Annotated in this window: 12 protein-coding genes and 1 pseudogene; 4 read left to right on the top strand and 9 right to left on the bottom strand. The window is 57.9% G+C overall.

Features of this window, described 5'->3' with window-relative positions:
• Nucleotides 1-9 precede the first annotated feature (9 nt).
• Together AC1DKH_RS28160 and AC1DKH_RS28155 are read right to left on the bottom strand one after the other, a co-directional pair.
• Nucleotides 10-1,275, bottom strand: coding sequence for an epoxide hydrolase family protein (locus AC1DKH_RS28160; RefSeq protein WP_477799977.1), 1,266 nt, complete (start codon nt 1,273-1,275; stop codon nt 10-12).
• A gap of 165 nt (nt 1,276-1,440) precedes the next feature.
• Complete coding sequence (locus AC1DKH_RS28155) at nt 1,441-1,800, bottom strand: DUF6124 family protein (protein ID WP_477765210.1); 360 nt, start codon at nt 1,798-1,800, stop codon at nt 1,441-1,443.
• Between the two features lie 578 nt (nt 1,801-2,378).
• Here AC1DKH_RS28155 and AC1DKH_RS28150 point away from each other — a divergent pair.
• On the top strand, nt 2,379-2,840 hold the full coding sequence (locus tag AC1DKH_RS28150) for an HvfA family oxazolone/thioamide-modified RiPP metallophore (protein ID WP_477799976.1): 462 nt from the start codon (nt 2,379-2,381) through the stop codon (nt 2,838-2,840).
• A 285-nt stretch (nt 2,841-3,125) separates the two neighbouring features.
• On the opposite strand, the gene AC1DKH_RS28145 is transcribed toward AC1DKH_RS28150, so the two are convergent.
• On the bottom strand, nt 3,126-3,476 hold the full coding sequence (locus tag AC1DKH_RS28145) for a BON domain-containing protein (protein WP_150812540.1): 351 nt from the start codon (nt 3,474-3,476) through the stop codon (nt 3,126-3,128).
• Between the two features lie 507 nt (nt 3,477-3,983).
• Here AC1DKH_RS28145 and AC1DKH_RS28140 point away from each other — a divergent pair.
• Nucleotides 3,984-4,298 carry a hypothetical protein gene (locus AC1DKH_RS28140; protein WP_477799975.1) on the top strand — a complete coding sequence of 105 codons (315 nt, stop codon included), beginning with the start codon at nt 3,984-3,986 and terminating at the stop codon, nt 4,296-4,298.
• A gap of 110 nt (nt 4,299-4,408) precedes the next feature.
• Here the strand turns inward: AC1DKH_RS28140 and AC1DKH_RS28135 are convergent, their stop codons facing one another.
• The gene (locus AC1DKH_RS28135; RefSeq protein WP_477799974.1) at nt 4,409-6,919 is read right to left on the bottom strand and encodes a putative bifunctional diguanylate cyclase/phosphodiesterase; all 2,511 of its coding nucleotides are present in this window, start codon (nt 6,917-6,919) and stop codon (nt 4,409-4,411) included.
• 1,224 nt (nt 6,920-8,143) lie between these two features.
• Between AC1DKH_RS28135 and AC1DKH_RS28130 the strand changes: the two genes are divergently transcribed.
• Nucleotides 8,144-8,458: a hypothetical protein gene (locus AC1DKH_RS28130; RefSeq protein WP_477765207.1), complete on the top strand. Its 315-nt coding sequence runs from the start codon at nt 8,144-8,146 to the stop codon at nt 8,456-8,458.
• A gap of 295 nt (nt 8,459-8,753) precedes the next feature.
• Entirely contained in the window at nt 8,754-9,116 is a 363-nt protein-coding gene (locus AC1DKH_RS28125) for an NUDIX hydrolase (RefSeq protein WP_477755984.1), read from the top strand.
• 175 nt (nt 9,117-9,291) lie between these two features.
• Here AC1DKH_RS28125 and phnE read toward each other — a convergent pair whose 3' ends face one another.
• The 5 genes and pseudogenes from phnE to AC1DKH_RS28100 all read right to left on the bottom strand — a co-directional run.
• On the bottom strand, nt 9,292-10,059 hold the full coding sequence (gene phnE, locus AC1DKH_RS28120) for a phosphonate ABC transporter, permease protein PhnE (protein WP_477765204.1): 768 nt from the start codon (nt 10,057-10,059) through the stop codon (nt 9,292-9,294).
• The gene (locus AC1DKH_RS28115) at nt 10,056-10,883 is read right to left on the bottom strand and encodes a PhnE/PtxC family ABC transporter permease (RefSeq protein WP_477799973.1); all 828 of its coding nucleotides are present in this window, start codon (nt 10,881-10,883) and stop codon (nt 10,056-10,058) included. Before AC1DKH_RS28115 ends, phnE begins: the two co-directional genes overlap by 4 nt.
• On the bottom strand, nt 10,877-11,674 hold the full coding sequence (locus tag AC1DKH_RS28110; RefSeq protein WP_477765202.1) for a phosphonate ABC transporter ATP-binding protein: 798 nt from the start codon (nt 11,672-11,674) through the stop codon (nt 10,877-10,879). The genes AC1DKH_RS28115 and AC1DKH_RS28110 overlap by 7 nt, the downstream gene beginning before the upstream one ends.
• The gene (locus AC1DKH_RS28105; RefSeq protein ID WP_477799972.1) at nt 11,671-12,522 is read right to left on the bottom strand and encodes a putative selenate ABC transporter substrate-binding protein; all 852 of its coding nucleotides are present in this window, start codon (nt 12,520-12,522) and stop codon (nt 11,671-11,673) included. Before AC1DKH_RS28105 ends, AC1DKH_RS28110 begins: the two co-directional genes overlap by 4 nt.
• 199 nt (nt 12,523-12,721) lie before the next feature.
• Nucleotides 12,722-12,837: pseudogene (locus AC1DKH_RS28100) on the bottom strand (IS110 family transposase); the annotation flags it as partial.

Genomic DNA, 12,837 nt, shown 5'->3' with positions numbered 1-12,837 from the left:
GAAGGTGATTCAGCGCAGCGGCCGAAACGCCGTGCGCAGCTCCTCGACAAACAGCTCCGGCTGTTCCCACGCGGCGAAATGGCCGCCCTTGGCAGCCTGATGGAAGTAGATCAGGTTGCGATAGGCGCGTCGGGCCCAGCTCTCCGGCGGGAAATAGACATCATCAGGGAATACCGTGACGGCCACCGGCAGTGTGATGTCGCCGGTCTTCTGTGCCGCAGAAAAAAGCGGGCTGCGCCCTTTGTTTTCCCAATACAGCCGACTTGCCGAGGCGCCGCTGTTGGTCAACCAGTACAACGTGATGTCGTCCAGTACTTCATCCTTGCCTGGCGATTGCTGTGGGTCGGCGCCATACGACCACTTGGAAAATCCCGGGTGACCGAGCATGAACGCTGCGAGGAACGCCGGAGAATCCGTTACGCCGTAACCAATCAGCTGCGGCCGCGCGGCCATCATCGCGCTGTAGGCCAGGTTTCCCTGTTTAATCGATGTGGCCAGCGCGTCGTAGGTCGCACGCTCCTGCTCGGAATACCCCACAGGCGCGGGACCGCCGGCAGCAAGTGCTGCGGTCGCTTCCGGCGGGATCGTCGCCGGCAGGTTGAGGTGAATGCCCAGTAACCCGGGCACGGACTGGCGCGCCATGGCGCTCGTGATGGGGCCACCCCAGTCGCCACCCTGGGCAACGTAGCGGGAGTACCCCAAACGCTGCATCAATTGCCCCCAGATCCGGGCCACATGGTCCGGGTCCCATCCGGGCTCAGTCGGTTTGCCGGAGAAGCCGTAGCCGGGGATCGACGGAATCACCACGTCGAATGCATCCGCGCTATTGCCCCCGTGAGCGGCCGGATCGGTGAGCGGGCCGACCACCTTGATGAACTCCAGTACCGAGCCTGGCCAACCGTGGGTCAGGATCATCGGTAACGCATTCGGCCGGGGCGAGCGCACCCAGATGAAATGGATAGCGACCCCATCGAGGGTGGTCGTGTACTGGGGCAAGGCATTGAGCTGCGCCTGGGCCTTGTGCCAGTCATAGTTCGTGCCCCAGTAACGAACCAGCTCCTGCAGTTTCGCCAGCTGTGCACCTTGCGATCGATCGCCCACCGTCTCCTTGTCCGGCCAGCGCGTTGCCGCGATGCGGTTACGCAGATCAGTGAGTTGTTGATCCTGGATATCGACGTGGAAGGGCAGAATGGCGTCGGCGGCGGGAGCGGCGCTCACCAGGGGCGAGTTGCACAGTGCGAGGGCCATTAGCAGGATGACGAAAGCAGATTTCATCTTCATTTCCTCGCTGGGAGGTATGCCTTCGCCCGTGTTCAACGCACATGGGCGAAGGTCGATGCAGCCCTTGAGACTGATCTCGTTCAACAGGACGCGCAAGCAGGTTTTATCAAACACACAAAACCTGTGGCGAGGGGGCAGCGTTAGCCACCGATTCAGTGATTACTCAGGCGGATCAATCTGATCCAGCACCCGGTTCGCCGTGATCTCCGCCAACATCACGCTGTTGGAAATCCCCAGAAGGGCATTGCGCGAGCCGCCGTCCAGATGATCCACCAACTGGTGCACCATCACATCGACCGAGGCCAGGGTCTCGACCAGATACACCATCAGGGTTTCGGTATCGACCTTGGGGTCTACGATAAACAGCGAGCCTGGCGTGCGCGGTGTGGCTTTGATGTCTGCGGTAGATGGGAAGTGGAATGCGAGGGCACGTTCGGCGGCCTCGTTGAGCTTGTTTGAATCGGGTTCGTACGGGGATGTCGGATCGGTGTCCGGCGGGTTGGGGGTGACTTTGAACATATGCTTGCTTCTCTGATTGGGTGCCAACCCTCTTGCTGCTAAACGAGAAGGAGGCAGCTGTGCGCAGGTTAGCAGACCGGGGAAGCTAGCAAAGCCGGCGCGCCCGAAGGCGCCCTGCGCACAGCCACCATCAAATGCAGGCATGGGAATACCTGACTGACAGGAGCTTGTGCACCTTGCTTACAACCCCGGGCTGCTAAACCCGACCACTGATGGGCAGTGGCGCGGAAACGATAGAGACCAGAGGCAAGGCGCACAAGCCGGCGGATTCTGGCGTAACCGTAGGCAACGACGCAAGGTCTTGTAGCCCTCAGGAAATAACCTACAACCTTTTTAAACAAGCGCTCTTGCGGACATGAGCAACTGACTACCGGCTTTCGTGTATCGCTGTGTATCAGGGCACGACATCCGCATACAGCTATACAAAACCCTCTCTTTACGGATACAGCCCGGATACACCACTGGGGCCAAATAGACCTGCCAAAGCGAGATGCACAACGCACCTCGCAACCAGGTTTATCAACCCTTGTGGTACGACCAATAGTGGTCCAGCCACGCCATTGATCCGGAGTATCAACATGTCTCGTATCCAGTTCCCGAACAAAACCCGTATTGGCCTGATCGCTGTTGCACTGGTCGGCGGTATCAACTTCGCGTCCTCCGCGTTTTCCGCTGAAGCCTTGCCTCAAGGCTATCAACTGGCTTCCGCAGAAAAGACCAGCGAAGGCAAGTGTGGTGAAGGCAAGTGCGGTGCCGAAGCCAGCGCGCAAAAGACCCAGGCCGAGGGCAAGTGCGGTGAAGGCAAATGCGGTGATGCCTCGTTCGCCAGGACCGACGCCGATCATGACGGTCGCGTTTCGCTCAAGGAACTGCTGGCCGTGGCGCCCAAGGGCGCCGAGGAGTTCAAGGCGATAGACGCTAACGGTGACGGTTTCCTGTCCGAGGGTGAGGTGTACAAGTTCCGCACCAACCAGTTCACCTCCAACGGCAAGAAAGTACCGACCGAGCTGTTCACCAAGTTGAGCCAGGCTAAAGACTGATCGGCTGCTACGAAAAAACCCTTCCTGCGTTGACGCGCAGGAAGGGTTTTTGGCGTGGGCAGTACTGGTTTGGTCGTCAGGCGCGAAATTGCACTGACTTGACCACCGGTTGCATCGGATTTAACCAGCAGGCTTTGTAACCATGACCGGCAAAGAACAGCCATAAGCAGCCAGTCGGAAATGTCCACAAAACCATGTGCGATTCACTCTGGGGCACACAGGCATTCAGCTACCCTCCGCCCTCGGTTCCCGACTGGGAGCGCGGCGCCTGCAAAGTTGCCATTATCATTTGTCGTCCATCTTTGTTGACGATTGTGGCCGGCGCTCAGTGCTCTCTTCGGCGTTGGGCGCTTCTGGAAAACTCCCTGGCGTGAACACATGGGTCTGCAAGTCGCTGGCATCGACTTCGGCGACACCATGAACCGAACGGGCCAGACCAATGGCCTGCTCACACTGTCTATGAGTGTTGACGCGGCCGCTTAACCCCACTATGCCCGCATGGGTTTTGACATTGATATGCAGGCTAAGGGTCGGATCGGAAAATGCCAGGGCCGACTTCACCTTGGCGGTAATCCATGCATCGTGAACGGCCATCTCCAGACCATGAGAGTAATGCTGGAAGGAGTGAATTTTCATGGCTGAACCCTCTCTCGCGTAATCAGACGTACTGTCCATCCCATTTGCTGTGCAGCCCTCTGCCTGTCAGGTGAAAGCTATGGATACCTGAGTCGTTTTGGAGCGCTCGCCACGCAAACATTGACAGAAATTAATTATAGTACGGCCGTTGCCTGCGGTCAGAGCGCTGTCCCCGTGAACGTCCGCCTTGGTCGCTCTGTGCCAGGCGCAACACCTACAGAGCACTCAACAGTCCTTATTGCGATCAGCCCTGATCAACCCATAGCTGCCGATCTCGACCGACAGAATCGGCCAGGAACGGACGTTTATAGATAGGAGCACTTAACCCAGTGCCAGCTGAGATGCTTGTTCGCAACCAGGCTGGGTTCGCCGATGGGTTACGCTGCCGTTGGTCGGCGCCTTGCGCAGCAGTGCGATAGAAAACTATAGGAATAAACTCTCGTGCCGATATCAGTGAGGCAGGGCCTGCACGCGCCTGACCTTGAACCTGAGCGATCGAGCACATTGATGAGTGACAAATCTTTGGAAGAAAAAGCGGCAGTGATGGTCGACCCACATGAAACGATGGCCAGTATCGGACAGATCACTGCCGGGCGCGATGCCCTGCAACAGCGCCTGGACAAGGCTGATCGCGCGGTTCAGGAGCTTCAGGAGCAACTGGACTTGGCAAAGATGCTGATGACCCGTCTGCTGGCGGCGAGTTTTGCGTCGACCGGCAAACCTTCCGCGCCCCTGACAAACTGGGGGCTAAATGAGATCGACGTTGTCGAACGGGAGATGGCCTGCTATTTGAATCCTGCTAATGAGGCGAGTGCCGCTTGACAGGTCGCCTCCGGCAGTTGCGGGTGCGAGCCACATTTGAGTCGACCTCTCATCGTCCGCATTGGGTTGAATCCACAGCCGAAAGCGGACGTTCCCAGGCACCTGCGAAGTTATGGCGATTTAGTCTTGGTCCGTGGGAAATCAGTGCTCGCCATTAATCTTTCGTGAACATACGCCTCAAATTGTTCGGCTGGCAGTGGCGGGGAAAACAGGAAGCCCTGGTAGGTCTGGCAGCCATGCTTGACCAGAAAGGTGCGCTGAGCTTCTGTCTCCACACCTTCTGCAATCACCGAAAGCCCCAATATCTGGCTCAGGCTCACAATCGCGCAGGCGATGGCGGCGTCGTTGGGATCAACCAGCACATCTCTGATGAAGGACTGGTCGATCTTGAGTTGATCCAGCGGAAGGCTCTTCAGGTATGACAGTGACGAGTAGCCGGTTCCGAAATCATCCAGCGAAAGGCCTATGCCGATCTCTTTCAACTCGATCATTTTGGCGACAGTACCTTCCATATCCTCTATCAGCAGGCCTTCGGTCAGTTCCAGTTTCAATTTCTTCGGATCGGCCCCCGTGTATCTCAGTACTTGCAGTACCTCCTCGACGAAGTCCGGATGGTGAAACTGGCGGGCGCTGACATTCACAGCCATACCCAGTCGGGCGGTTTCCGAATGCTTTGCCCAGGCAACCAGCTGAGTGCAGGCTGCCTGCAGCGCCCAACGGCCTAACGGCAGAATCAACCCCGTTTCCTCTGCCAATGGAATGAACTCGCCTGGAAACACGACTCCGCGCTCAGGATTCTGCCATCTCATCAGTGCCTCTGCGCCAATGATACGGCCCTCACTATTCACCTGCGGCTGGTAATGAAGAAGGAATTCGTTGTCCTGCAAGCCTTGGCGCAACTCTACTTCCAGTCGGGCGCGTGCCGTGGCAACCGCCTGCATTTCCGGATCGAAGAAGCGCATGGTATTGCGGCCCGCCGCCTTGGCGCGATACATCGCCAGGTCAGCGCGCTTCATAATATCGTCCACTGTGCTCAGCTGCCCCTGGAACAGCGCAATGCCGAGGCTGGGGGTGCTGTGGTGCTCATATCCATCCAACTGGTAGGAAATGTTCAGAGAGTTGAGAATCTTTTCGCCAATAGCCTTGGCCTGGATAGCTGCTTCTGGAGGATTCTCATTAAGGCCATCCAGCAGGACGACGAATTCGTCTCCGCCCAGGCGAGCCACGGTGTCGCTCTCGCGTATGCAGCCGCAAAGGCGCAGAGCAACTTGCTGCAGCAACATGTCGCCTCTGTCATGCCCCAGCGTGTCGTTCAGTGCCTTGAAGTTATCCAGGTCAATGAGAATTATCGCGTTCGTATGCAGGCTACGGGAGCTGCCCGCCAGCAGATGCTGTAACCGGTCCAACATGAGCCGCCTGTTGGGCAGCCCGGTCAACTGATCGTAGAAGGCCAAACGCTGGACCTCTTGCTCAGCGGTCTTACGGTGGGTGATGTCAGTATTGATCGACAGAACGGATTGCGGCTGGCCATCATCGTCTCGCACCAGGGTTCGATGACTTTCGAGCGTGATGGTGCAGCCATCCCGGCGTCGAAGTGTAACTTCGTCCGCCCGGTCACCCGTTTCTATCAGGCTGTTAGTGGCCGCATTGAAAGCGGCGCTACCCTGGTAGATCAACTCCTGTGCCGATTTGCCGAGTGCCTCTTCCTTTGACAGACCGTAGAGACGCTCGGCACTTTTGTTCCAGTACAGGATGCGGTTATCCATCCCGTGAACGACAATGGCGTCCTGGGCCTTGTCCAGCAGCGATGCTTGCTGGCGGGCCTGCTTCTCGCTTTCGCGCAGCACTGCCAGATAACCTTCCCGTTCGGCTGCTTGCGACTCCATTTCGCGCCTGATCTTGCCCCCGTAGATAACGGCCGCACTGACCATCAGTAGCACGAACACCATGATCGCGTATTCGACCCGGCGCAGTTCTTCGACCGACTCAAGCTCCTCCTCCAGGAGCTTGCTTTGAATCAGGCCAACGCGATCCCGCACGGTACTGAGTGAGGCGAGCAACAGGGCAAACTTCCTGTCCATCGTTGCCATGCGTTTGCCGGCATTATCCGACTGCCCCTCCCTGAAGTAGGAAAAGATCAGCAAGGCCTCGTTCACCATTTCGACCATCGCGGCATCAATTGCACCCACCTCATCCTTCAATGCAAGGGTAAAGGCTTGTATATCTGCATTGTGTTCAGCCTCATTGGCGATCCGTACTTCCAACTGTTTTTTGGCCATTGCCAAATGCTCGTTGAAGGCGCGCAAGGCTTCATTCATGTTCCGCGATTCGGCTTCAACATCATGTGTATCGAACACATTATTGCCCGGCGCATTGACTTTGGAAGCCAGGCTGCCCAGCGTTGAATAGCTCGACAGCTGTTGGACCCACGACTGGTTTGCCGTGATGGAGCGGTGATAGGTATCGACGATCAGGTGATTCAATAGCACGCTCAGCACAACAACCAGCACGTCGAATCCCGCAAGAAAAAAGTACATGCGGTGCCATTTGGTCGAGCGCGGCTTATTTGAACGGGTGGGTATGGCTTGCTTTGCGGTGCTTTTATTCCTGAAAAAATCCATTTCACAATCTCCAAACATAATCCTTCTAAATTGACCAATAGAAGCGGTATTCGGAAACCAATCAACCTTTTGTGCCGACACCTGAACCTGAGAACACACCGCACGTAGCATTAGCCAAATTTTTTCTCTGCTCTGGATTCACGCTGGTTTTCGTGAGCGAAGCTCCCGAAACAAGCAATAGCTACCGAAGCTATACGTCTTAAGTGTCACGCCAACCAACTATTCGACACTAAGCAATGCATTTGGCGATGCTAATTTCATGGTGAAATTTTTTACTCTCGCAAGCGGTCTCTTAACATTTCGGCGATAAAACGAAATCATTTTCATTTGTTGTGTTTGACATCGTCGTTTCAGGTAACGATTCTCCTCGCTCTCCATTGTAGAACTGAACGTCGGCAATCACTTTTGCCAGATGTTCTGTTCCTTTCAATTTCCTCAGCCTCGTTCTGAGCCTCTGGCGAGTATGCAGACCAAGGCCTGCATGTCTGGGGTGAGCATATCCCCGTTTTCGCAGTGCCCAGCCGCACCGTAGCCAAAGTCGATTCGATCCTGAGTGATCCCGACAGATCCAGTCCAGACCCTGCGCCTGCAGGTGCAGGGTTTGCTCCATGTCTTCCCGAGTGTCGTTGCGGATTTGCGCCCCTGAACTGGATGCTTCACGCAGAATAGTCGGGTGACATAGGGCACGTTGCGGGTCATTTCCGCGCAGCCTGCCGGACTGCCTGATCAGTTTCGACAGCAGACCAAGCATAGCCACAAATTTGCCATTATTCTGTTCGCCGACTGCTCCAGGTCGGTAGCAGCCCTTGATGGTCGGCAGCTTTCGGCCGATTCTGTTGAAAAAGTCGGTTCGTCCAAACAGCCGGCACATTGACTGGTTAAAACGCTTTTTTGCACACTGCTACGTGAAATCCGAGTCCGGAAGCCTCTGCCGAAAGTAAAGATTTCAATCTCGGACGCATACTTTTCCGATGCGCAAACCATGGCCGACTTTTTCAATAGAATCGGCCCGGAACGGACGTTTATAGATACGAGCACTTAACCCAGTGCCAGCTGAGATGCTTGTTCGCAACCAGGCTGGGTTCGCTGATGGGTTACGCTGCCGTTGGTCGGCGCCTTGCGCAGCAGTGCGATAGAAAACTATAGGAATAAACTTTCGTGCCGATATCAGTGAGGCAAGGCCCGCGGGCGCCTGACCTTGAACCTGAGCGATCGAGCACATTGATGAGTGACAAATCTTTGGAAGAAAAAGCGGCAGTGATGGTTGACCCACATGAAACGATGGCCAGTATCGGACAGATCACTGCCGGTCGCGATGCCCTGCAACAGCGCCTGGACAAGGCTGATCGCGCGGTTCAGGAGCTTCAGGAGCAACTGGACTTGGCAAAGACGCTGATGACCCGTCTGCTGGCGGCGAGTTTTGCGTCGACCGGCAAACCTTCCGCGCCCCTGACAAACTGGGGGCTAAATGAGATCGACGTTGTCGAACGGGAGATGGCCTGCTATTTGAATCCTGCCAATGAGGCGAGTGCCGCTTGACAGATCGCGCACTGAATGCCTACAGGCCGCGTAGATACTGGCTCCAAGCAGAATGCCGCTGTCGGGTTACCACAGCGGTTACCCATCGCGGTGTACCCAAGCTGACTGGGCCTGCATGATCGCAGGCCCTTGGCGTTTCGGGTTGGGGTTACTCATGGGTTATCCCCTCACCAGTGACCGCCGCACCTGGCACTTTTTTGAGTTTGGCTGGCTCTAAATTCTGCGTTCGTCGATACACGCGCCTTGAAGATGACATTTTTATTACAATTTAATGACATGCCTTCCGGGTCAAAAGATGAAAGTCAGAGCTACAGTCATATGCGAGAGAGATAGGCATATCTTGCTCGTTCGCAAACCGAAGTCAAAATGGGCTTTGCCTGGTGGCAAAGTAGAAACTGGCGAAGCTATCGCTGGAGCTGCTGCTCGAGAACTCCAAGAAGAAACCGGGCTAAATGTTGATCAGCTCCTGTACATTTTTGAGTTCGATGCAGGCAACACACGCCATCATGTTTTTGAAGCCTCTGTCCCGGATGCCGAAAACGCTACGCCTCAAAACGAGATCATCGAGTGCATTTGGCATTCTCTGAACACGTTTCATGACTCAGACACAAGCGATACTACGAAATCGATTGTCAGATCATTTCTACGTCGCCTTTAACTCCCCCCTGGATCGTTCTGGTTCGCACAACGGTTAATCGTCTCTTTGCATCATTCTGAGTGCCCGCAATGGGGCGTTTTCTGCCGGTCATAGCCATAAAACGCGGCAGTCAACTCCATACAAATGGTTGCTCAGCTCCAATGCAATCAGGTGTGCAAAACCATGCAATTCCCCATCAAGCCTTGACCCAGCGCTGGCGACTCCAGCTGCTCAGCCCGTCGACGGCAAACACCAGCAGCAACATCGCCAGGATCACCGTACTGGCCTGGGCCTCCTGGAACAGGCTGAGGCTGACATAGAGCATCTGCCCCAAACCGCCGGCACCGACAAAACCGAGCACGCTGGCCATACGGATGTTGTTTTCCCAGCGGTACAGGATGTACGCCAGCAGTTGTGGAAACAGGTTGGGCAGGGTGCCGTAACAGAAGGCCCAGACGACGTTGCCGCCTTGCAAGCGGATGGCTTCGGCCGGTTGCGGCGGGGTGTTTTCCAGTGCTTCGGCGAACAATCGACCCAGCACCCCGGTGGTGTGCATGGCCAGTGCCAGGGTGCCGGCGTTCGGCCCGAGGCCGGCGGCCAGCACCATCAACGCGGCCCACACCAGTTCGGGAATCGCGCGCAGGGCGTTAAGCACAAGGCGCGACGCACTCTGCAACGGCCAACCGAAACGCCCGGCCGCAGGCAGTGCCAGCACCAGGCCGAATACCGCCGCGAGCAGGGTGCCAAGGGCAGACATCGCCATGGTTTCCACGGCGCCACGGCCGATGGCATGCAGATGACCGGCGCTCAGGTCCGGGCTGAGAAAACGCAGCACGTAGGCGCCCATCTGCGCAAGGTTAGCGCTGCCCGTCAGTTCGCCGAGATCGATCCCCAGATAGCTGAACGAAGCGACGACCGCTGCGCCAATGCACAGGATCAGCAGCAGGTTGATCAGGCGATTCATGCGAACCTCCAGCGCAACAGGCGGCTGATCTGGTCGGCGAACAGCACCAGGACGAAAAAGGTCAGCAACATGCTCGCCACTTCACCGCCGGCGAACATGCGCAACGACAAATCGATCTGCTGGCCCAGCCCGCCGGCACCGACGAAGCCCATCACCACCGACGCGCGGATCGCGCATTCCCAGCGATACACCGTGTACGACAGCAACTCCGCCGCGACATTGGGCAGAATGCCGTAGCAGAACGCTGCCAACCGGCCACTGCCGGCTTGCAGCAGTGAGTGGGCGGGACGCTGGTCGACCGACTCGAAAATTTCCGCGTAGACCTTGCCCAGCATGCCGCTGTAGGTGATGGCAATCGCCAGCACCCCGGCGGTCGGGCCAAGGCCGACGGCGCGCACGAACAGCAAGGCCCAGACGATTTCCGGCACGCTGCGCAGGAAGATCAGCAATCCGCGCACCGGCCAGCGCAGCAGCCGGCCCAAGGCGCTCGGGCGACCGCTGCGAGAGGCGGCGGACAACGACAGCGCTCGACTGGCCAACAAGCTGGCAGGCACGGCCAACAGCAAAGCCAAAGCCATGCCGGCGGTGGCGATGGCCAGGGTTTGCAACGTGGCTTGCCACAGCAACTGGAGGAACTCTTCGTCATGGGCCGGTGGCCAGAAGGCAGAGACAAACCGGCCCATCTCACTCTGGCTGTCGGCCTTGAGCAGTACACCCAGGTCCAATTCGCTGAAATGAATGCCGGGCCATAGCAGAGCAAGTGCCAACAGACTGAGCAGCAGGCGGGGCAGGGTGGCCGGGTCTCGTGTATCGCGCGTCAGCATCGGGGAATCTGCAGGCTCAAGGGCGCCACCGGAACGGGCGGCGATAGCAGTTGTTCGTTGGCGTAGAGCTTGTCGAGCAAATCGTGGTCGACGTCGCTGGCGGGAAGATCGAACAGGACCTGGCCGTCGCGCAAACCGATGATGCGTGAAAAGTGCGTCAGGGCCAGTTCCACCGCATGCAGGCTGGCGACCAGCGTCACGTTGTGCTCCCGGGCGTGGCGACAGAGGATCGACAGGGTGTGCCCGGCCAGTACCGGGTCCATCGCCGACACCGGCTCATCGGCCAGCAGCACTTCGGGCGCCTGGTACAGCACCCGGGCAATGCCCACGCGCTGCAACTGGCCTCCGGACAATTGCTGGCACTGGGCGAACAGCTTGTCACCCAGGTCCAGCTTGACCAGTGCCGCCCGCGCGCCCGGAACATCCACCGGATGCAGCAGGCTCAACAAGCTTTTGGCAAAACCCCATTGCCCCAGCTTTCCGGCCAGCACCGCCGTGACCACTCGCTGCCGCGGTGGCAGCGGTGGCGCCTGGTGAACCAGGCCGATGCGCGCCCGCAGCTGCTGACGTCGATGCGCGCCAAGCTGCCAGGCGTGCTCGCCGAGTACCTCGACCGCGCCGTTGTCCGGGCGCAGGGCGGTAGCCAGCACGTTGAGCAGGCTCGACTTGCCGGCACCGGACGGGCCGATGATTGCGACTTGCTCACCGGCACTGATCTGCAGGTCGACCTCATGCAGCGCACGCACGCCATTGCCGTGGGTGAGGCTGACCCGGTTCAGATGCAAGGTCATTTCAGCAGGTCGGCAGCGCGCGCGGCTTCCTCGATGCCCTTGTAGTTCTCAGGCTTGGTCTCGATGAAGCGGCTGGCGGCTTGCAGATCCAGAATCGCTTTTTGCTCCGGGTTGGCCGGGTCGAGCGCGAGGAAGGCCACCTTGATTTTGTTGGCGAGGGCCGGGTCGAGGGTGCCGCGCACGGTCCAGTTGTAGTCGAAGTAGGCCGGTGTGGTGGCGAAGACCTTGACCTTATCGGTATCGACCTTGCCGGCCGCGACCAGTTTTGCCCAGACGCTGGCGTTGAGCACGCCGGCGTCCACTTTGCCCGCCTGGACCCAGGCGACGGTGGCGTCGTGGGCGCCGGAGTAGCCGACACGGCTGAAATAGGTTTCCGGCTTGATGCCGTCCTGCAGCATGAAATAGCGCGGCATCAAACTGCCTGACGTCGACGAGACCGAGCCGAAGGCAAAGGATTTGCCCTTGAGGTCGGCCAGCGACTTGACGGCCGGGTCGGCGCTGATGAATTTGCTGGTGAACTGCGCATCCTGCTCACGCTGTACCAGTGGAATGGCATTGCCGGTTTTCAGTCGCGCCTGCACGAAGGTGAAGCCGCCCAGCCAGGCCATGTCGATACGGTCTGTGGCCAGCGCCTCGACCACCGCCGGGTAGTCGGACACCGGTACGAACTCGACCTTCATGCCCAGTTGCTTCTCCAGATACTCGCCCAGGGGCTTGAACTTGCGCAGCAGTTCGGTGGGTGCTTCATCAGGAATGGCGCTGACCTTGAGGGTCTCGGCAGCCTGTGCCAGCAGGGTGGAAAGGGACAAGGTCAGGCCAACGGCCATTGCCAGGGTACGTTTGAGCATGGAAGTTCTCCGGTTCTATAGCGGAAAAATGTCGATGCGCCCCGCACAAGCTGATTGCTGCACGACGCTTCGTGAGGGTAGACGAAAACGGCGCGATTATAGGGGCTCCTGTTTGCTTGACCAGCCTTGCAACAAGACTTAGGGCCAAAAAGACCTGTGGGAAATACCTGTGGGAGATTCTATGGTTGAGGGGAACCCCTCAACCTGCTTTCGGTTGGTATTCGCCTTGCCCTTTCAGCAGTGCAAATACGATCCGGGCAAGTTTGCGGGCCAAGATCACCAGTGCCTGCGTGGTGCTGAACCCTTTGGCTCTTT

This window comes from Pseudomonas sp. 05L36 (assembly GCF_056398125.1).
The sequence above is the reverse complement of the archived record's forward strand: the minus strand, read 5'-3'. Positions and strand labels throughout refer to the sequence as shown.